The sequence below is a fragment of the Litchfieldella rifensis genome (genome assembly GCF_042646605.1).
Lineage (GTDB): Bacteria > Pseudomonadota > Gammaproteobacteria > Pseudomonadales > Halomonadaceae > Litchfieldella > Litchfieldella rifensis.
On record NZ_JBHRUG010000019.1, the window covers coordinates 217,255 to 237,495 of the forward strand.

Annotated in this window: 16 protein-coding genes; 3 read left to right on the plus strand and 13 right to left on the minus strand. The window is 68.9% G+C overall.

The genetic code is table 11. The features are described from left to right. Positions 1-1,705: xanthine dehydrogenase family protein molybdopterin-binding subunit (locus tag ACFOEV_RS10380; RefSeq protein ID WP_386773557.1), on the plus strand; the 1,705-nt coding region annotated here is incomplete at its 5' end. A gap of 69 nt (positions 1,706-1,774) precedes the next feature. Then, complete coding sequence (locus tag ACFOEV_RS10385) at positions 1,775-2,770, plus strand: XdhC family protein (protein WP_386773562.1); 996 nt, start codon at positions 1,775-1,777, stop codon at positions 2,768-2,770. Between the two features lie 3 nt (positions 2,771-2,773). On the opposite strand, the gene ACFOEV_RS10390 is transcribed toward ACFOEV_RS10385, so the two are convergent. Further along, entirely contained in the window at positions 2,774-3,736 is a 963-nt protein-coding gene (locus ACFOEV_RS10390; protein ID WP_386773564.1) for an AraC family transcriptional regulator, read from the minus strand. Between the two features lie 163 nt (positions 3,737-3,899). On the opposite strand from ACFOEV_RS10390, the gene ACFOEV_RS10395 reads away from it, so the two are divergent. Then, positions 3,900-4,775: a DMT family transporter gene (locus ACFOEV_RS10395; protein ID WP_386773566.1), complete on the plus strand. Its 876-nt coding sequence runs from the start codon at positions 3,900-3,902 to the stop codon at positions 4,773-4,775. Positions 4,776-4,813: 38 nt separating this feature from the next. Here the strand turns inward: ACFOEV_RS10395 and ACFOEV_RS10400 are convergent, their stop codons facing one another. From ACFOEV_RS10400 to ACFOEV_RS10455, 12 genes are read right to left on the minus strand one after another with little or no spacing between them, the layout of a single operon-like run. Beyond that, positions 4,814-5,320 (minus strand): hypothetical protein, encoded by a 507-nt coding sequence (locus tag ACFOEV_RS10400; protein WP_386773568.1) that lies wholly within the window; start codon positions 5,318-5,320, stop codon positions 4,814-4,816. A gap of 12 nt (positions 5,321-5,332) precedes the next feature. Next, positions 5,333-8,515: a DUF6519 domain-containing protein gene (locus tag ACFOEV_RS10405; RefSeq protein ID WP_386773570.1), complete on the minus strand. Its 3,183-nt coding sequence runs from the start codon at positions 8,513-8,515 to the stop codon at positions 5,333-5,335. Between the two features lie 13 nt (positions 8,516-8,528). Beyond that, positions 8,529-10,604, minus strand: a complete 2,076-nt coding sequence (locus tag ACFOEV_RS10410; RefSeq protein ID WP_386773572.1) for a hypothetical protein — start codon at positions 10,602-10,604, stop codon at positions 8,529-8,531. Continuing rightward, entirely contained in the window at positions 10,601-13,399 is a 2,799-nt protein-coding gene (locus ACFOEV_RS10415) for a putative baseplate assembly protein (protein WP_386773574.1), read from the minus strand. Before ACFOEV_RS10415 ends, ACFOEV_RS10410 begins: the two co-directional genes overlap by 4 nt. Next, the gene (locus ACFOEV_RS10420) at positions 13,399-15,987 is read right to left on the minus strand and encodes a putative baseplate assembly protein (protein WP_386773576.1); all 2,589 of its coding nucleotides are present in this window, start codon (positions 15,985-15,987) and stop codon (positions 13,399-13,401) included. Before ACFOEV_RS10420 ends, ACFOEV_RS10415 begins: the two co-directional genes overlap by 1 nt. After that, the gene (locus tag ACFOEV_RS10425) at positions 15,984-16,352 is read right to left on the minus strand and encodes a GPW/gp25 family protein (protein ID WP_386773578.1); all 369 of its coding nucleotides are present in this window, start codon (positions 16,350-16,352) and stop codon (positions 15,984-15,986) included. The genes ACFOEV_RS10420 and ACFOEV_RS10425 overlap by 4 nt, the downstream gene beginning before the upstream one ends. A 2-nt stretch (positions 16,353-16,354) precedes the next feature. Further along, positions 16,355-16,675 (minus strand): hypothetical protein, encoded by a 321-nt coding sequence (locus ACFOEV_RS10430; protein WP_386773580.1) that lies wholly within the window; start codon positions 16,673-16,675, stop codon positions 16,355-16,357. Position 16,676: 1 nt separating this feature from the next. Then, on the minus strand, positions 16,677-17,186 hold the full coding sequence (locus tag ACFOEV_RS10435; protein WP_386773582.1) for a phage baseplate assembly protein V: 510 nt from the start codon (positions 17,184-17,186) through the stop codon (positions 16,677-16,679). After that, positions 17,183-18,322, minus strand: coding sequence for a hypothetical protein (locus ACFOEV_RS10440; protein WP_386773584.1), 1,140 nt, complete (start codon positions 18,320-18,322; stop codon positions 17,183-17,185). Before ACFOEV_RS10440 ends, ACFOEV_RS10435 begins: the two co-directional genes overlap by 4 nt. Next, on the minus strand, positions 18,315-18,677 hold the full coding sequence (locus ACFOEV_RS10445; protein ID WP_386773586.1) for a LysM domain-containing protein: 363 nt from the start codon (positions 18,675-18,677) through the stop codon (positions 18,315-18,317). The genes ACFOEV_RS10440 and ACFOEV_RS10445 overlap by 8 nt, the downstream gene beginning before the upstream one ends. Next, complete coding sequence (locus tag ACFOEV_RS10450; protein ID WP_386773588.1) at positions 18,674-19,330, minus strand: hypothetical protein; 657 nt, start codon at positions 19,328-19,330, stop codon at positions 18,674-18,676. The genes ACFOEV_RS10445 and ACFOEV_RS10450 overlap by 4 nt, the downstream gene beginning before the upstream one ends. Next, a complete protein-coding gene (locus tag ACFOEV_RS10455) occupies positions 19,327-20,241 on the minus strand; it encodes an OmpA family protein (RefSeq protein ID WP_386773590.1) in 915 nt (304 codons plus the stop codon). The genes ACFOEV_RS10450 and ACFOEV_RS10455 overlap by 4 nt, the downstream gene beginning before the upstream one ends.

Sequence of the window (20,241 nt, forward strand, 5' to 3'; positions counted from 1 at the left end):
TGAACTAGCCGAAGCGGCTGCCCAGCAGCCGGTGCCGCAGGAGGTTACGCTCAAGGACCCCGAGAATTTCACCTTGATCGGGACACTGAATACACCGCGTACAGATAGTGCAAGCAAGACCGACGGCAGTGCCGTCTTTACCCAGGACTTCACCCTGCCCGGCATGCTGGTGGCGGTGGCGGCACACCCGCGCCGCTTCGGTGCCCGCGTCGAGAGCTTCGACGACGCCAAGGCCAGGGAGGTGCCCGGTGTCGTCGATGTCGTGCGGTTCGCCGGCGGCCCGCAGCGCTTCGAGGGCGTGGCGGTGCTGGCGGAAAACACCTGGGCGGCGAGTCAGGGGCGCGATGCGCTGGAGATAGAGTGGGACGAAAGTCAGGCCTTCTCGTTGGGCAGCGACGAGATCATGGCGCGCTACCGCGAACTGGCCGAGCAGGAGGGGGCGATGGCGGCGCAACGTGGCGACGTGGCCACGGCGCTCGCCGAACCGGCGACCCTGATCGAGGCCGACTACGAGTTTCCCTACCTCGCCCATGCCGCCATGGAGCCGATGAACTGCCTGGTCCAACTGGGCGACGAGCGCTGCGATATCTGGAACGGTGAGCAGTGGCAGTCCATGGACCAGCAGATGGTGGCGGAGCTGTTGGGCATCGCCCCGGAAAACGTCAGCCTGACGCAACTGTACGCGGGAGGCAGCTTCGGCCGCCGTGCCAATCCCCATTCGGATTTCGTGCTGGAGGCGGTTTCCATCGCCAAGGCGGCGCGGGAGCAGGGGATCGATGCTCCCGTCAAGATGGTCTGGATGCGTGAGGACGATACCCGCGGCGGTCATTACCGGCCGATGAATTTCCACCGCGGACGCCTGGCGCTCGATGCGGACGGTCGGTTGATCGCCTGGCACCAACGCCTCGTCGGCCAGTCGATCATGATGGGTACCCCCCTGGAGTCCTTCATGGTCCAGGATGGCGTCGACGCGACCTCGGTCGAGGGCGCTGCGAACCTGGCCTACGACGTGCCCAACCTGCAGGTTGAGCTGCATACCCCGGAGGATATCGGCGTGCCGATCCAGTGGTGGCGCTCGGTGGGGCATACGCATACGGCGTTCTCCACGGAGTGCCTGATCGATGAAGCCGCGGTCGCCGCCGACCAGGATCCGGTGACATTCCGCCGCGCGCTGCTGAGCCAGCATCCCCGCCACCGGGGGGTATTGGATCTAGTGGCGGAGAAGGCTGGTTGGGACCAGCCGCTCGAGTCGGGGCCTGAGGGCACACGCCGAGGTCGCGGGGTCGCCGTGCATGAGTCCTTCAACTCCTTCGTCGCTCAAGTCGCCGAGGTCACGGTCACGCAGGATGGCAGCTACCGCGTCGACCGGGTCGTGTGTGCGGTGGATTGCGGCGTCGCCGTCAATCCGGATGTGATCAAGGCGCAGATGGAGGGCGGGATCGGCTTCGCTCTGGCGGCCGCGCTGCATGGGGAGATCACCCTGGAGGAGGGGATCGTGCAGCAGTCCAATTTCAATGACTATCAGGTGTTGCGCATCAATGAGATGCCGGCGGTGGAGGTGCACATCGTGCCGTCGTCCGAAGCCCCCACCGGGGTCGGCGAGCCGGGCGTGCCACCGCTTGCCCCGGCCGTCGCCAATGCGCTCTTCGATGCGAGCGGCGAGCGGTTGCGCAAGATGCCGTTCGCTCAACGCCTCTCAGTCTAGCGTTAGTGTCAACTGACGGCCTGGCACTGTCATTCCATGCAGGCCGGGCCGTCGATGGATTCGGAAACCATGCAACAACTCGATCTCGAAGTGATGGAAAGTGGCGTTCGCTGGAGCCGTGCGGGCGAAACCGTGTGGCTGTGCACGGTACTGGCGACCTATGGCTCGTCTCCCCGCGCGCCGGGGTCGTTGCTGGTAGCGCGTCGGGATGGGCGCTGTGCCGGCTCGCTCTCGGGGGGCTGCGTCGAAGAGGACTTCCTGTCGCGGCTCCAGGCCGGCGAATTCCAGGAGCCCTTGCAGGTGATTCGCTATGGCGAATCGTCGGACGATCAACAGCGCCTGAAGCTGCCCTGCGGCGGCATCCTCGAGGTACTGATCGAGCGCTTGCCGGCAACGCCGGACACGTGGCGGCACCTGACCGCGTTGCAGGAGGCGCTGCACGGCCAGCGGCGGTTGGTTCGCGAGGTCGACCTGGCGACAGGCGAGGTCGACCTGCTGACCGACGACACGCCGGGCAGTGGCAGCCGTGACCAGGAGCGACCGCGCGTCGAGCGCGAGAGCGAGCGTGTGCGAATCCGCATAGGCCCCTCGTTGAGGCTGGTCATCGCGGGGGTGTCGCCGGTCTCGGTCGCGTGTGCCGAGTTCGCCCGTACCCTGGGCTTCGAGGTCGTGGTCTGCGATCCGCGCGAGGAGGAGATCGAGGCCTTCCCCGTCGCGGATGTCGAGCTACGTCCGGTGCTGCCGTCGCTGTACCTCGCCGGCGAAGGCTGCCACGCCTCGACGGCCGTGGTGGCGCTGACCCACGATCCGCGTATCGATGACCTGGCCATGATCGAGGCGCTGCGCACCCCGGCGTTCTATATCGGCGCGATGGGCTCGCGCCAGACCTCCGCGGCACGCGCCGAACGCTTGCTGCGCTCGGGTGGACTCAGCAGCGAGGAGATCGCGCGCATCCATATGCCGATCGGCCTCGATATCGGCAGCAAGACCCCCGCCGAGATCGCCTTGGCGGTCATGGCCGATATCGTGCGCGTCTACCATGGCAAGCCGCGGCAGCGGCTCTGAGCACTACCACGCCTGGCTGGCCAGCATATTCCCCGTGGTCACTTCCCGTTGCTGGGCAATTTCCTGGTAGGGCGGCGCGCCGAACAGGCGACGATATTCGCGGCTGAATTGAGAAGGGCTGTTGTAGCCGACCCGATGGCTGGCCGTCGCGGCGTTCAGCCCCTCGCTCAGCATCAGCCGGCGTGCCTCGTGCAGGCGCAGTTGCTTCTGGAACTGTAGCGGCGACATCGACGTCAGGCCCTTGAAGCGATGGTGGAGCGTGGACGGGCTCATATGCACCGCCGCTGCCAGGTCCTCGATACGCAATGGCTCGGCGTAGCGCGACTTGAGTAGCTGTATGACCTCGACGATGGATTTGCCCTGCCCATTGATGCCGGCGAGATCGCGCAAGCGATGCCCCAATTCGCCGCACAGTACCCGGTAATGGATCTCGCGCAGTATCAGCGGCGCCAGCGCCGGAATGTCGTGCGGCGTATCCAGCAGACGCACCAGGCGCAGTATCGCATCGATCAACGAATCGGACATGCGCGCGACGAACAGGCCGCGGCGCTCGTCGCTGTCGTTCGCCGGCTCGCCCGGATCGTACTCGAGGAGCAGCTCACCGAGCATGGCGAGATCGATGTCGAGCCGCGCGCACAGATAGGGTGCCTGCGGGCTGGCCTCGATGATCTGGCCGGTGACCGGCAGGGCGAGGGAGACGACCAGATAGTGGAGCGGATCGTAGATGAACGCCTGGCTGGCCAGTTCCATGCGCTTGCGGCCCTGTATCGCCACGAACAGGCTGGGCTCGGTGACGCACGGCATGGGGGGCGTCGTCTTGCTGACGCGGATCAGCGAAAGCGGAGCGATGGCGGACCGGACGATGCCATCCTCGGGCGTCAGGCGTAGCGCCCTGCGGGTCAATTCCGACTGATGTAAGCGTTCGGCCGAGCCGGTCTCCAGGTCGCGAACTGAATGATCCGTCATGGTCGTGTTCCCTCTAGGCACGGTTTCCCCCTACTTCTCCCATTAAACCATGCGCCAGGCCCGGTGTGGGTTGTGCCTGAAACCCAACGGGCGCGTTATCGGCATCGCCCGGGGCCGCGGAGTCAGTTATGTTAGAGGGTCGGTATATGGTTGGGAGGTGTCGATGTCAGCGTCGTTGCGGGGAATTCTATGGATGTGCGCCGGGGTGTTCTGCCTGTCGGTGGGCGACGCCATCTCCAAGTGGCTGGGCGAAGTGCATTCGCCGATCCAGATCATCTTCTTCCGCACCCTGATCTCGTTGCCGTTGATCGGGCTGATCGCGCACTTCAACGGCGGGCTGCGCAAGCTCACCACCCGGCGCCCGGGGGTACACCTGGTTCGCGGGCTGATCGCCACCGGCACCATGCTGTGTTTCGTGTTCGGTCTGACGCTGCTGCCGCTGGCCGAGACCACCGCCATCGCCTTCGCCGCGCCGTTGTTCGTCACCCTGCTGTCGGTGCCGCTGCTCGGCGAGAAGGTCGAGCGCCTGCCGCTGGCGGCGGCCATCGTCGGTTTCCTGGGCGTGCTGATCGTGGTACGCCCCGGTGCGGCAGGTTTTCAGCCTGGCGCCTTGGTGGTGGTGGGGGCGGCGGTGTTCTATGCGCTGCTGATGATCACCGCGCGCCGCTACGGGGTGCGCGAGTACCTGTGGGCGATGGTGTTCTACGTCACCCTGGTGCCGCTATTGGTCACCGCCGCGCTGCTGCCGTGGGTGTGGCAGACGCCCTGGCCTTGGCACTGGCTGGGCTTCCTCGGCGCAGGGATCTTCGGTGTCGGCGCCATGGCCTGTATCACGCTGGCGTTCCGCCATGCCCCCGCCGCGCTGGCGGCACCCTTCGACTACACCGCCATGCTCTGGGCGGTGCTGCTGGGCTGGTGGTTCTGGGACGAGGTGCCGGATCTGTGGGTCTATATCGGCACCCTGGTGATCATCGCCAGCGGCCTGGCGATCGCCTACCACGAGCGGCGCACCACCCTGAAACTCCGGCCAACATCGTAAGGCGCGCGATGGCCGGTCGGGGTGTCCGCCTCATCGTTTCATTTCTTCATCTCCTCAAGGTCGGCCAGGGCCCGTTTGATCGATGCCTCGAGCGCTCCCTGCCGTTCCTTGAGCACCTTGCTGCGGCCTTCCAGGGCTCGGGTGGCCTGGGTTGTCAGTTCCCGCAGGTGGGGGGCATTGGCCAGTGCTGCCTTGAACTTGGCACTCTTGAGCAGCGTGATCTGCGTCTTCGTGGCTTGCTGATCGGCCTTGACTCGCTCGGCCAGGTGTTGGCTGTAGCCGCCGAGATCGTCGGCCAGGCGGGTGGTGACTTGGGAGATGGGGTTTTCCAGATGGCGGGCGGTCCGGGCCTTGGCGCGCAGTCTGGGAAGATCGGGGACGTGCAGGATGGCGCCTTCGCGCAGGTTGCGGATGTCGCGCAGCTGCGGGTTGGCCTTGAGGATCGCGGCTTCGGCCGTCTCGCGCTGGCGAGGCGTCAGCTTGACGTACAATTTGTCGACGATCTCGGCGACGGTGCGCTCGCCGCGAAAGGTGGCGATGGGCATGGCAGGTCTCCTTCAAACCCCGAAAATGTTGGTCAGGTTGATGTCGGCCGGAACGGGGGCACCGCCTTGCACGCGGATGTTGCCGGTGCTGGTGTTGCCCATGACGATGGCTTGCTCGACCTGTGGGTGCAGATGCAGGGTGTCGAGATCGCCCAGGGCGATGAGCCGGTTGTTGCTGGCGTTGAGGGTGCGCGCGGCGAGTTGGCCGAGTAGCGGTTCCCTGCCGCCTTCGCCTACCACTTCGCAGTGGTTGTCGGCGAACAGGCAGTGATCGACCGCCGCGCACTGGTTGAGCGCAACATCGGTGAGGTGGCCGCGCAACTGGTTGCCGCGAATGGACACGTTCGCGCGTCGCAGAGGCAGGGCGATGGCGGCTGTGGCGGTGAGCAGATAGGCGGCGTTCTCGGCGGCGAAGACGTTGGCGGCGGCGTAGTGGGTGACCGCGCCGAGGCGTTCCGGCGCAATGTCGATGGCGCGCCATTCGATGACGTTGGGCTGTTGGTCGTCGTCCGCGAGGCGTTCGATGCTGTTGTCGTCAACGGCCATCCGGTCGAAGGGGGGCAGCAGGCGGGCTGCGCTGACGGGGGCGCTGATGCGGTCGGGCCCGATGCCGTAGAAGCGGTTGCCGGCCAGGCGCAGCTGGCCGACGGCGCCGGCACGCAGGGCATCGATGCCGGGGCTGGCGATGGCCTGTCGCGCGACATGGGCGATCATGTTGTCGAGGACGTCGCCGCGCTGGACGCGGATCAGTTGCACGCCGGCGAAGGCGGTGTCGGCGTCGTCCAGCGCCTGGCCGAGGTTGAGGCAGCGGTTGCCGGTGAAGCTCAGATGTCCGCTGCTGGCGCTGCCGCCCATCACCAGCGCCCCCAGCCCCATGCCGTCGATCATGTTGTCGGCCACGATCGCCAGCTCGATCCGGTGACTGATGACGATGGCGTTGCCCTGCAGGGCCAGCAGGCGATTGCCGCGGATGCGCGCGTGATCCAGCGCCACCGGGTCGAGCCCCTCCTCGAGCACGATGCCGTCTCCGCTGCGGCTACCGCTGCCGGCGATCTCGTTGCGCTCGATGGTCAGCCCATCCACGCCGGCGCGAATGCCGTGTCCCGCGGTGTAGATGACGTTGTCGGCGATGGCCATCGGCGAGCCAGGCAGCACGGCACCGGTGGCGACGATGGCGGCCTGGTTGCCCCCCAGCATCAGGTTGCCCTCGATGCGCGTGTTGCCGTAGTGCAGGCTGGTGCCGTCGAGGCTCACCGCCCGCTGGCTGCAGAAGAAGAGGTTGCGTGTGGCGCGCAACTCCCCGGTGAGCACATGGTTGCGGTCGCCGCTCGCCACGTTGGCGATGCCGCGTTCGGCCACGAGGGCGCAGTCGGCAATGCTCACGCCGAGCAGGTTGCCGCTCAGGCCGATGCCCACGCTCGTGTTGTCGCCCACGGCCAGCCCCAGCACGTTGAGGTGCTCGAGGCGCAGGTCGATGACATTGCGCGCGCCGATGACGCTGGTGACACCCGCCTCACTGCTCGAGCCGATCAGGGTGAGGTTTTCCAGCGCCACGCCGGTGCTGTCGGCGATCTCGACGAGGCTGCCGGGCTGGCTGCCGATCAGCAGCGTGCCCCAGCCCTGGCCGCGGATGCGCAGCGAGCGGGCGCCATCGAGGTCGAGCGGGGCGGCGATGTCGTAGCTGCCGATGCCCAGACAGACGGTGCCGCCGATGTCCTTGATGCTGTCGATGGCCTGTTGCAGCGTGGCGGTGCCGCCGTTGTGTCCTTCAGCGCTGACGCAAATGCTGCAGTCGCAGCCTTCGCCCTCGAAGATCGGTGGCCACAGCACGCGGCAGTCGGTCTCGGTATCGGGGAAGGTGACGACGGCCAGGCGCGCGTAGTGATGGTGGACACCCAGTGGTGGCGCGTCGTCGAGGAACTCGATGGTGGCATCGACGCTGCGCGCGGCAAACACCCAGTAGTCGCCGCTCTTGAAGTCACCGCCGGCCGGGGCGAGGGCGAAGTCGACGAGGATGCCGTGTTCGAGGAACAGGCGGGTGCCGGCGGCGGGGATGACGATGTCACCCGCGCTGGCGGCATCGTCGAGATCCTGCACCGCGGTGCCGTCCTCGCGTCGCACCTGGCCGGACTGGTCCCAGCGGCGCACGCGCGTGTTGCGCGAGGCGTCGGTGGCCTGCTGGGCGTCGGTGGGAAACAGGCCGGCGGACAGCGGCGACTCGAATTCCAGGGTACGGGCGGTTTCGTCCACGCCACCGGCGACGCGGAGGCGGCGCAGTTCGCCGGGCAGGCCGTTCAGCTCGCGCCAGTCGTCGGTCACCTCCACCCAGTCGCCGTCATGGAAGCGCAGCAGGTCGTCGCGGCCGATGCTCTCGACCGTGACGCGATCGCGGGCCGGGTTGATATGGGTGACGCGCGAGGCCACCGTGGCATTGTCGCGTGACCACTTGAAGGTGGCCGTCCCCAGCGGGCCGCCGCTGTGCACCTCCACGCGGTAGAGCTGATTCTCCAGCCCGCGATAGCCCGCGGCCGGCGGCACCTGGCAGGGGTCGGGATCGAAGCTGGGCTCGCCGATGGCGGTGGTCAGCCGTGCCGCCGAAGGCGCCGTGACTTCCTGCCAGCCCGGAATATCCTCGTCCGCCGTGGCGCAGGCGATACTGCCCACCTCGGGCAGCACCTTGACCTGCCAGACGGTCTGGCGCCGGCCGGTGGTGTCGATGCCGACGGCCTTTTCGATGAGGTCGGGCTCCTGCAGGGGGGTGACATCGCGCTGCCACACATCCAGATACACCAGGTGCGGGCCGCCGTCGGGCAGCGCGGGCGGCTCGGGATAATAGGGTTGGGCGTTGTAATCGAGCGGTGTGGTGCCGGTCGACTCGGCGAGGCGCGGCTCCCAGGCCTCGGGCGCGCCGCCATGGTTTTCCGCCAGGAGCCCGTCGACATAGACCCGGCCCGCGCCGATGGTGAGTCCGCCACCGCTGGCCGCGATGCGGAAGCCATCCGGCGTGATTCGCGGCACGATACCACTCCCCGGGTCGCCGCCGAAGGTATCCAGCGTGCCGGCCTGCAGGCGGCGTGCGAGCTGGGCGCCCCATTCGTTCCAGTCGGCGTCCAGCTGGACGCGGCCCTGCTGCATGACGACGCCGAGGAAATCCTTGCGGGCGTCGAAGCGGATGCGGCTCAGATCGAAGCTCATGATGCGTGCTCCTTCACGATTCGTAGAAGATCCCGGCGCGCAGACTCACCCGCAGGTACTCGGCGAGACGGATGCGCAGGTTGGTTTCGCGCTGGGCGCCATGGAGGTGGTGGAACACGCCCATTTCGCTCTCGTCGTCGGCGCCGCGCAGGATTTCGACGGGGGTGGCGGTGGTGAGCTGGCCGTAGGCCGGCGTGCCGTAGTGCAGCGAGGTGAAGCGCGGTGCGATGCGCCCTGCCGCCTGTGGCGAAGCCGGCTGGCAGCGGTGGCGTGCCGGCACGATGGCGTCATGCGGCAGCCACGAGAAGCGTACGCAGCCGACCTGCTTGCGCGCTGCGCGTACCGGTGCGGCCCAGCCATCGCCAGTGGCCAGCGTGGCGAGCAGGATGCTGTTGGAGATCAGTCCCACCTCCCGGGTGTGCACCTTGCCGACCACCGTGCAAGCGCTGAGCGACAGGGCCGCGCCGGGGGCGGTGGCGTCCAGGGCGGCAAAGGCCACGCCGTCGCTGGCCGTGGCATCGATCAGGCTGTCGCTGGCGGTGAGGCTGGCACGTTCATGGCTGCGAATGCCGCCGACAATGCAGCGTTCCAGTGTGGTTTCCAAGCCGGCGAGGGCGAGTTGCAGGCTGGGTAGCGTGGGCTGCACGGGAGAGCCGTCGGGGTGGAGCGCGATGCCCGGCACCAGCGTGCAGTGGCGCAGGTCGAGTCGTGCCAGGGCATTGCCGGCGGCGTCGGGGACGTCCAGCGGGGCGCCGCTGATCAACAGGCCATTGAGCGTGCAGGCGGCGTGCTCGCCGCCGCTGATGGTCAGCCCACTCAGGTCGAGCGCCGGGCGGCGACCATTGGCGGCTCGAATCTCCACACTGCCGGCCGCCACTATCTCGATGGTCAGCGCCTCGACGTAGCGGCGACTGTCGGTGATCTCGATCACGCCGTTGCCGGCGATGGCGGTAAGCGCCGCGGCGAGGGTCGGGTGGTCGTCCGGCACACGCGCCACGTTGGCGGGGTCGGGCGGAGTGGGCAGGCTCTCGCCGCGTTCGTATTCGCCACCGCCGATGTCGGCGCTGAACCCCTCGTGCCAGGTGAGGCGGACCTCGGCGGGGTCGGGCGCGTCCGGGGGCAGGGCGATGCGACCGAGTACCGGGTCGATGGCATAGACGCCGTCGGGCGGTGGGGTGTGGGCCCAACCGCCGGCGTCGTCGGCGAGGTTGCAGATGTGCACCTGGTCGCGCTCGATCGGCATGCCGTCCACCGTGAGGATGAGGCTCGGCTGGGGATTGTCGAGCGCGGCCCCGGCGCTGGCCCGTTCGCCATAATGGCGGGCCAGGTGGGCATGCAGGCGGCGGCGTGACAGTGGCCAGGGCACGTTGTCCGGCTCCGCCAGATGGGTGATGTCGTCCTCCGCGACGGGGCGGTTGTACAGCGGCAGGTCGTGGTTGAGCGGGCTGGCCCGATAGCGCCGCGTGCCATCGCGGACGGTGGACGACTCGCGATGCGGGTAGGCCTGGATACGCCACAGGTGCAGGCCGATATTGGGGATGTTGTGGCGGCCACGGCCGGACTCGATGCGCCGCACGTCCACCGTGCGGTTGGCCGTCTCGAACGCGGTGCCGAGCCATTCGAGCGGCTCGCTGCGGCGCAGGTCGGGCGATTGCCGGTTGTGCGGCCGGGGGTGGTTCATGTACTGGGTGGTACAGAGGCGCTGGAAGTATTCGACCGCCCGGGCGTCCCAGCCCGTGACATCGCGGGCGAGCTGCTCGAGCACCAGCACGGTGCCCTTGCGCCGGCGCAGCGCGATGGTGTGCGCCACCTCGGCACGCGGGCTGGCCACCCGGGCCACCTGGTGCAGGCTGCGGTAGCCGATCAGGTCGCCGAGGTAGGGCACCACCCAGTCCGCGCAGGTTTCGATGAACAGGTCGTCATGCAACTGGTCGAGGCTCTCCTCGGCCACGTCGAGCTGCTCGGCGAGCACCGCGATGAACTCCTCCAGCGGGCCGCGCGGCAGGCCGCTGGCCTGTGCCAGTTCGGCATCGCGGATGCGATGGATCGCCGGCAGCAACGCGAACAACGCCTGGGCATCGACGCTCACGGCAGCACCTCCAGTTCGAGGGAATCGTCCGCCAGCGTGAGCAGCTCGGCGGCCTGTGGCAGGCCGGTCAATGAGGCCACGGGCAGGCTGGCGACCAGGCGCGGTACCACGGCCGGCGCCTGGTCGAACCGGTGCAACCGGGTGACGTGCACCGCCTCCACGCCCCTGGCGGCCTGGGCCACGGCGGCCACTTCATCCACCGACACGGTCTGGCCGAAGGTGCGGCGCGCGAAGCCGAAGTGCACGCGCAGTGCGGTCGCCACCGCGTCGAGCACGGTGTCGGGCTCGAACGCCTCCTGCACCTTGACCGCTAGCCGGCAGCGGAAGCGCGCGTCGCGGTAGTTGATCAGGCGCAGCGGCACCAGGGGATCACCATAGCGGGCGAGGGCGTCGCTCAGGTGGACAAAGGTGTCGCTCGCTTCGGGCACCACGGCACCATCCCCGCCGGCGATGGTGAGGAAGACCCCGCGTGCCGGGCCGGCCGGAATCCACAGTGCGTGCGCCTTGTCGATGCCGGCAAAGGTGCGGGCGAAGTCGGCGTAGTCCTCGATCGACACCGCGCGCTCCAGCGTGAGCACGGTGAGCGGCGCGTTGTCGCGGGCGCGGTCGAGGGGTTCGGCGTCCTCGCCGCCGGTGGCCGGGGCCGGGTTGGTGGCCTCGCTCACCCCCAGCGGGCGCGAGAGCAGGGTGGTGAGCTTGCCGGCGTCGAGGTTGCCCGCTGCGCCCAGGCCCTTGCGATAGCGCACCCGCACGTTGCTCTCGCCGCTGGGCAGGCGGGCGCCTTCTTGTCCGTCACCGAACCGCACGCTGGTGTGCCCGGCGTCGTCCTGCGACGTCTCGTAGCGGCGCGCATCGGGCGCCGCCCGGTAGAGGGTGGGCACCTCGGACCACAGCACATCGTTGACGCGCACTTCCAGCGTGGAGGCGCGCCCGCTCGGCGTGCTGGCACTGACGAAGGTCAAAGGCGACTGGTTCAGGGTGAAGCGCTGGTTGGGCATGCTGCCGTCGCCGCCGCCGAGGAGGGCTTCGACGGTTTCGCCATGGGTGGCGGGGGCGACATTGGCGTTGAGGCGCAGCGTGGCGCGCGCATAGACGTGCTGCAACGGCGCCTGCAGCTTGAGGTGGCTGTGGTCGCGGTCGTGGATGATCGGGTCGTGTGCGGTATCGATATAGGCGATTTCCGTCACGTTCGGATCATCCTCGGTGCTGGCGGCGAGCCGGATATCGCTGCCCTTGGCGATGAGGGTGCCACGCCGCCCGTCGCGATCGAGCAGGGTGAGTCGCAGGTTGACGTGGGGCAGGCCGAGCGACGCGGCGAAGGTCTCGGCAGCGAGCGCGATCGGCGTGGTGCCGAACAGGCGCGCGGCCGGGGCGAGCAGGAACAGTTCGTCTCCCGCGTCGAGCGCCGTGCTGCCACCCTCGTCGAGGGCGAGCGACAGCCCCATGGCGCGTGGTGCCAGGGCGATGCGCTGGCGTCGACCATGCAGGGCCAGCGGCTGGCCAGGCCGCAGGCCTTCCACGCGCCGGCCGAGGGTGAGGGCATCGCCATGCACCGGGTGGGCCAGCGGCGTGTCGAGCGTGGCCAGCCGTTCGCTGTGGGCCAATACCAGGGTACGGCGCAGCGGGTAGCGGCTGGCCGTGAGGTTTTCCGTGGTATCGGGAGTGATGCGCGTGACCTTGGCAGAGATCCCGAAGGCGTTGCGGCTGCGGTGCATGACCTTGCTCGCGCGATACAGCTCGGTGTAGCCGGGCAGCGCGGCGCTGCCCAGGCCGGCCTGGTTGGAGACCAGGGCGATCCAACTGCCGGCGGTGATCTTGGGGTTGTCGGTGTCCAGGTCGATCGCGTCGGGGTCGATCGCGAAGTGCTTCCATTGCCAGGGATCGACGTCGGTGTCGATCAGCGCGGCCACGTTGGAGTCGTCATTGCCCATCAGGTTGGGGTCGGGGGCATTGTGGCCGAACAGGGCGGTGCGCTGGCGGAAGGCGTGCACCTGCACCCCGACACTGGCCGGGCTCATGGACGGGAAGGCGCTGCCGAGTGGATGGTCCCAGCGCACGCGGGTGCGGCCGTTGGCGTTATCGGGCTCGACGCTGGCCAGCACGCGCACATCCCAGTGTTCACTGCCGGGCTGGTCCATGCGGTCGGCGCCGACGATGAGGATGGCATCGCCGGGCTGCAACTGGGTGGCCACGCCATCGAGCCACAGCGCCGTGTCGCCCGACTGTGGCCGCCAGGGGGTGACGGTCTGTACCGGTATCGCGTTCCAGTCGGGGCGTGCGGGCACTGCGGTGACGGTTTCGAAGGTCTGCGCCTGCTCGTCTTGACCGGGCACGCTCTGGACGCGGGTGCCGACAGGGATTTCGATGGGCTCGACCGGCACGCCGGGGACGCCTTGCAGGGTGAAGGCGAGGTGCGTGCTCGCGGCCACGCCCGGTGCCAGTTCGTAGCCGATCAGCCGCGCCATTTCCAGCACCGACAGACGCTCGGTGGCGGTGCGCAGGTAGTGCTCGTTGGCGATGCGCTCGGTGTAGAAGCCGAGCACTTCGAGCGAACTGGCCAGCGCGTCGCTGAGCGCGAGGGTCACGTCGCTGGCCTCGCGGGTGGTCAGTGCCGCCAGCGCGGGGTAGTCGGCGCTCGACAGGCGCGCCCGCATCGACTCGAGGAAGTCGCCATGGCGGCCGATGCGGTAGGCGATGGCGTCGAGCCCCGGCGGGTTGTCGAGGCGCCGCGGCGTGGCGGCGTCGATGCCGGAGCAGCAGTGGCAGTCGGGCGTCTGGGAACGGACAGGGCTCATCACTTGCCTCCGTGCAGGTCAAGGCGCAGCACGCCGTGCTCGGGGAAATTCGGATCGTTGTCCAGCCGGGCGATCTCCAGCCGGCCGAGCGGCATGAAACCGTCGGCCAGCGGCGTGGCATCCTCCTGGCCCTGGCGATGGAAGCGCGTGACCTGCACCGAGGCCACGCCGGGCACCTGGCGCGCGGCGGCATAGAGGGGACTGAGGAACACGGTCTGCGCGAAGCTGAAGTTGTCCGGATGGAACAGGCCAAGCGTGCCGTCGGCCCGCGTGTGGCTGCCGAGCACATCGAGCAGGCCCCGACGCACATCGCTGCGGAAGTAGCCCGCGTCGACGCATACCAGCAGGTCGATCTCGAGCGAGACATGCACCGGCTCGTTGATGCGCAGGTCGTGGCCGGCCATGCGGTAGCGGTCGAGATGGGCGATCGCCGTGGCGGCGAAGTCGGCATCGATGGGCTCGCCGCCTTCGCGGTCGATGGTGGCGAACACCGTGTGCCAGCTACCCGTCCAGCGCAGGCCGGCGGCGGCGCGCTGGACGCCACCGAGCCGTTCGCTGACCTCGGCGTAGTCGGCAGGGGTCACGGCACGCTCCTGGGTGCGGAAGGCATGGGGCGCGTGGCGACGCACCTCGGCGGCGTTCTCGCGTGCCACTCCGCCGCGGGCGGGCAGCGGATTGACCACTCGCTCGATACGGCCTTCGAGGGTGACGGCATGGACGATGCTGTCGGCCCCCACGTTCCCCTCCGGGCCATTGCCGATGCGATAGCTGGCCGTGAAGGCGGTGCCGGTATCGGGCCGGCGACCATGCCGGTCGTCGCCGAAGCGCAGGCGGGTGCTGCCGTCGTCCTCGCTTTCGAGGACGAAGTGCCGGTCGGTCGCGCGACTGGCGAGCAGGTCGCGGCGCGCGCCCCAGTGCTCGCTGCCGGCGCCCGACGTGCTTTCCAGGCGGATCGCCGGGATGGCATCGGCGGTGTGCCAGGCGAAAGCGGCACTGGCCGAGGCCTCGGGGTCGAAAGGCAGCCGTTCGCTACGCCGCAGGCCATGCTCGAGACGTGTCCTGAGCACCGTCCCCTGATGGGTGACCGGCGCTTCGGCCAGCAGCGGCCGGAAGCGCGGCGGCAGTGGTTCCGGTGCGGTGCGCGCGCAGGCATCGCCGGGGGTGGCGGGAAACTGCAGGCGTGGTTCGGGCACGTTGCCCAGCGCTTCGGCCTCGATGCTGCGGCCGTGATCGACCAGGATGTTGTTGCCCAGCGCGATGCTCACGTCGTCGATGAACGCACCGCCGTGGGCCGCGTCGGTCTCGCTCGACAGGCACAGCGGGAAGGGTAGGGCGTCATCCGGATGCCAGCGGATGTCGGTGATCTCGGTACCGTCGAGCGGATCGACGAGCGCCGCGGCGCCGTCGAAGGCGCGCACGGCAGTGAGACGCAGCGCGTGACGATGCGCCGGGTCGGCATCCTCGGCCTGGCCGGTGAGCGGCCCCACCACCTCCTGGAAGACGAGCACGTCGCCGGGGGCCAGGTCGGGCCAGTGGCCGCGCAGGGTGGCGGCGGTGGCACCGACCGGGAGGCAGCAGCGGGCATCGCCCCAGGCGTAGAACCCGAAGTCGTTGTGCTCGAGGCGCAGCGTGGGGCGGGGCGAGGCGTCCAGCAGCAGCGGCTCGAACACCATCGGCGTGGCCTGCAGCGCGGCGCGCTCGTCGGGCGAGTCGGGCGTCACGCGCGGCGGTACGCCCGGCACGCGAGTGTAGCAGCGCAGGTCCTCGGGCAGCGTGAAGGGGCCGCCGTTGACCTCGACGTGCAGCCAGGCGCGGGCATTGCAGCCTTCGTGCATGGCGTAGTCGACCAGCAGGGCGTGGCGTCGCAGGCTGCTGCGGCGGCGCGCGGTGTGCAGGTAGGCCTCGGTGCCGATCGCGTCGAGCCGGTAGTGCTGCAGGTCACCGACATAGGCGATCAGCTCGGCCAGCGTGGTGGTCAGATCGGCGGGGCTGCGGTCGCGCCAGCCCGGCATCTGGTGGCTGAGCCGGTCGATGACCAGGCGGCGCAGGCTGGCATAATCCCGGGCGAGATAGGAGAGATCCGGCGTCGCTTTGGGCTCTTCCGGGCAGTCGAGGCGCGGGGCACAGTCGAAGGGGCTCGGGCATTCGACCTTGAAGGCGAAGTCGATGGCCGAGAGCCGTGGGTCGAAATCCGGCAGTGGCGCCGGGTTGCCGCTGCCTTGCTGCAGGTGCAGGCGGTAGGTGGAGTGGTCGCCTTCGCTGTCGGTGCGCACCAGCAGGATCTGGTCGGCGTCCGGCAGGGCGGTGAAGAAGGCCTGCTCGGCGGCGTTGGCCTCCGGTGGCGGGGCGCTGGCGATGCCCACCCACTCGATGCCGACGCGGCGGATGCGCTCGCCGCCTTCGATGCGCAGGTTGTCCGCCGTGATGCCGCCCGGCACCGCCTTGAGCAGCCGGATCATCAGCGTGCGCTGGCGCGGGCTGCCGGCCGGGGCATCGAGGTCGAGCACCTCGAGCCAGTCGATGCCGTTGAGCGTGGGATGGGCAGCCACCGCCCGGCGGCGGTTTTCCTCGCAGCAGGTGTAGATCATGCGACGCCTCCCTGCACGAAGGCCTCGCGCTGGCGGCTGTCGCTGCTGCGGATGCGGTACTGCACGGTCACCGACAGGCGCGCCTCGACGGCGTCGACCTCGACCGCCTCGATCTCGATCAGGTCGCCCAGCCATTGCTGCAGCGCGCCCTGCACCAGAACCTGGGTGGTGGCCGCGAGTTCCGGGCTGTTGGGCGCGAACACCAGTTCGCGCAAGCCGCTGCCGAAGTCCGGGCGCATGACGCGCTCCCCCGGGGCGGTGAACAGCACCTGTTCGATCAGCCCGCGAATCCACGCCGCGTGATCGTCCTCGCGGGTGCGGCCGCGACCGTCGAACTGGTAGGGGAAATGGGCGCGAAGGGTCATGGTCAGCTCCCGATGACACGGGTTTGGGCCGCCACGGGCAGTAGCGGCGTGCCGTTGGGGGTGCACACCGCCTGGCTGTCCATGAGCACCAGTGGCTGGCCGTTCGACATCACCCGGGTGGCGGCGACCACCCACTGCCCGGTCACGCAGGGCGAAGGACCGCCCGAGACATTGAACGGGCAGCCGGCGATCACCCAGGGCGCGCTCATCACCACCGTCGGCTGGCCATTGACCAGCACGCGCGGATTGGGCGTGGTGGGGGTGGCGGTGCCGCCGTGGGCACACAGGACGCTTGCGCCAAGATGCAGGAGTGGTCCAGGCATGTCAGGTCACCGTGAGTGCGCCGTTGTTGATGGTCACGGTCGGGCCGACCAGCGTGAGCGCCGCGCCCTTGCCGTTCTGGATGTAGATGCCGGTGTCGTTGACGATCAGGGTGGCGCCGGTGGCGCTCTTGAGCATGATCCCGCCGCTGGGGCCGGGCAGGTCGGAGATCGTCAGGCCGTTCTGCAGCGGCGTCTGGAAGGTGATGGCGGGAGTGCCCGGTGGCGAGGCCAGGGCCAGCGCCGGTACCTCGGCCGCGCTGCCCCAGAAGCAGCCGACCCAGACGGGGTAGTCCGGATTGCCCTGCTCGAATTCCACCCACACGCCCGAGCCGACCACCGGCAACGCCATCATGCCGTTCTGCAGTCCGGCCAGCGGCACGCAGGGCATGGCCCAACTGGTGGGCGTCAGCCCGGCCACGTCCGGCACCTGAACCTGCAGGCGGCCCTGCTGCAGCGGATCGACGTTGTTGAGCACCAGGCCGCGATATTTGCCGTAGTAGTGTTCGGTCATGTCGGCACCGTCGGGGTGAGGGAAACGAGCCCGTTTCGGGTGAGGTTGAAGTTCTGCCGGAACTCGCCGCGCTTGAGGGTGCTGGTCACGTTCGCGACGTAGTACAGGCCGTCGTAGGCCACGCCGGCGCCGCGTACGCCGACCAGCTTGCGCGCCTTGAGCAGGCGTCCATAGCGCAGCACATCCAGCGTGCCGGTCCCGCTCACCGCGTCCTGCGATTTCTTCGCCTCGTTCAGGCCCGTGGAGAGGGCCTGCATGGGATTCATCTTGGCGGTGTCCTTCAGCATCCGCAGGTTGGCGATGGGCGCCGGCAGGACGCCGAGGGGCGGTTGCAAAGGATTCAGGTCCGGAATGGGGATCGGGATCGGCACCCGGGTGAGGGGATTCTGGATCAGCACCACCGGCAGCACGCCCTTGGTCGGATCGAAGCTGAAATTCAGCGACTCGACATTGGTGTGGGCGTCCATGTCGATGTTGAGCGCGGGCTGCGGCGGGCCGACCTTGGTCTCGGGGCCGAAGTAGGCAATGTTCGTCAGCGGGGCCTCGCCCGGCTCGATGTAGAACACATGGCCCACCTGCTCGGCCAGTTGCCGCAGGTAGGCCAGGTCCGTGCCCTGCTGCGCCGGGATGCGCTCGACCGGGATCGGGACGTCCGGGAACAGCGCCGGGATCGGCAGGGGAATGATGCCGAAGGCGGCGTATTTGGCGCAGATCAGCGCCACGCGTGCCTCGACCGGCATGGCCGGGTAGGGCAGGCCACTGAAGTCGAGCATGTCCATCACCTTGGTGAGGTCCTCGCCGGTCACCGTGATGCTGCCCGGCTGGCCCTGCTGTCCGGCCTGCACTTCCACATTCGTCACCACGCCGTCGAACAGCGGCTGCGGCCGGCCGTTCAGGGTCACGATCAGCACCACGCGCAGCGGCGGCGTGCCCACGCTGGTGTTCTGGCCGACGGCGATCAGGAAGATGGTGTTCAACTGCGACTTGCTGGTCACCTTGAAGCGCAACTGAAAGCCGCTGGCCGCGCCCGCCGCGCTGGTGGTGGTCACCGAGTCGAGGGCGTCGATCATCATCGCCGGCACGGGAACCGGCACGACCGGCCCCATCATCAGGCTCAGGTGGATGGCACTAGACATCCGTCCCTCCCGGCACGCCTTCGGGGAGCGTGATGCGCAGGCGCCGGCCGAGGGTTTCGACCAGCTCATCGGCGCGCATCACCCCGTTGCCATCGCACAGGCGCCAGTATTGCTGCGGGTCGCCGAGATATTTCGCGGCGAGGTTGTCCGGTCGGTCGCCCTCGGCCACGCGGTGCGTGTGCAGGGTGGCGAAATTCTCCGGCGGCGGGATGAAGCGCCGGCGTACATAGCTGACCAGTGCGCCGTCGGGCCGCGCCCATTGTGCGGTATCCAGCCCGTGATAGCGGCTGTCTGGCGCGAAGGCCGGGGCGGTGAGGGCGTTGGCCTGCATGAAGGCCTTGAGCGGATCGGTCATGGAATGCCTCCGAGTCCCAGGGCCTCGAAGCCGACCGTGGCGGCCTTCGAGGCGAGTCGTTCGCGCGATTGCAGGTAGGCCATGAACAGGTTGCCGCCGCGGTGATCGAAGCCCAGGTCGTCGATCGACAGCACGCGCAGCCCCAGGTTGACCTTGGCGCGGATGGGGTTCAGCGACGGATCGAAGGCCTCCTCGGTGATCGAAAAGTCGCTCACCCGTACCGGCACGATCCGGTGGGCGCCCCAGACGAACAGCACCAGCGCCGATTCCATGGGAGCGATCTCCAGCGTGCCCGCCGCTGCGAGCGCCTGGTTGGCCAGCAGGTCCGCCGCCGCGGGATTGATCAGCGATTCGAGCACCGCCAGCTGCGAGGCGATGCCGGACGCGACCACGGTCTTGTGCTGGCCCGGGAATTCGAGCTGGTCGGCCGCGTCGATCTCCGCCTCGAGCTTGAGTGTCTCCACCGCGGGGCCCTTGAGCCGCAGGGCCTCGGAGCGTTCGGCGCCTTCGCCGAGGTGCTGGGCCTGCAACGTACGGGTGAGGGTGTCCGGGTTGTACTGCAGCGCGATCACGCGCTGCACCTGCGCCGAGGCCGGGTCGAGCAGTACCAGGCCGCCTTTGACCACGCGCGGGGAGTTGGGGAAGCTGCTCATCGGAACGGAATCTCCAGTTGAACGGCGGCGCGCAGCGCCGTACCCACCGCCTCACGGGTCTCGCCGGTGAGGTTGGCGGCATCCATGGCCCGATCGAGAATTTCGGTGGCGCCCTTGGCGGCCCCGGAGCGGGCGGCATCACGCAGCCGCTGATTCCACTCGTCGCGGATACCGAGCCGGTTCAGGCCGCGTTCGAGCGCCCGGTCGATGGGTTGCCAGACAGCATCGCTGAGTGAGGGCAGGCGCTGTTCGGGCCGTGCCGGCAGCGGCGTGAACAGGTCGCGTGGCGGCCGCCCGGGGCGGCATTCCTCGGGAAACACCGTGCAGTAGTCGATGCTCGGGGTGATGAGGTTCGGCGGCGGCGTGGCACTCAGTGGTTGGGGCCGGCTCAGGCCCTCGGTCAGGAGGCCGCGCAGATTCAGGCCGCTATTGGGCGAGAAGTACACCTCCACGCGCCGGTTGCGCGGCTCGCGGCGCGGCGTTTCGATCACCGGCACGCTCTCGCCGAGGCTGTGGGTCTGGATGGCGGACGCTTCCAGGCCCTGATCGACCAGTTCGTCGCGCACCGCATCGGCGCGCTCCTGGCCGAGCGTATCGTTACCCGCCTCTTCGCCGACGGCGTCGGTGTGACCGACGGCTTTCACGCGCCCGCTGGGAGTTTTGTCGAGCAGGCGCTGCAGCGAGCCGGCCAGCGCCGCCAGTTGGCGTTGATGATCCGCGGTGAGCGCCGCACTGCCGAAGGCGAAGCCGTCGAGCGTCGCGGAGCCTTCCGCCGGGCCGAGCAACGACGGCCGCGGTAACGTCACGTCCGGAATCGGCGGCAGTGTCCCCGGTGCCGAGCCGAAGCGCAGGCTCGGATCGAGCCGCAGGCGCGACGAGGGCGGGCGGAGGCGCGTGTCGAAGTCACCCAT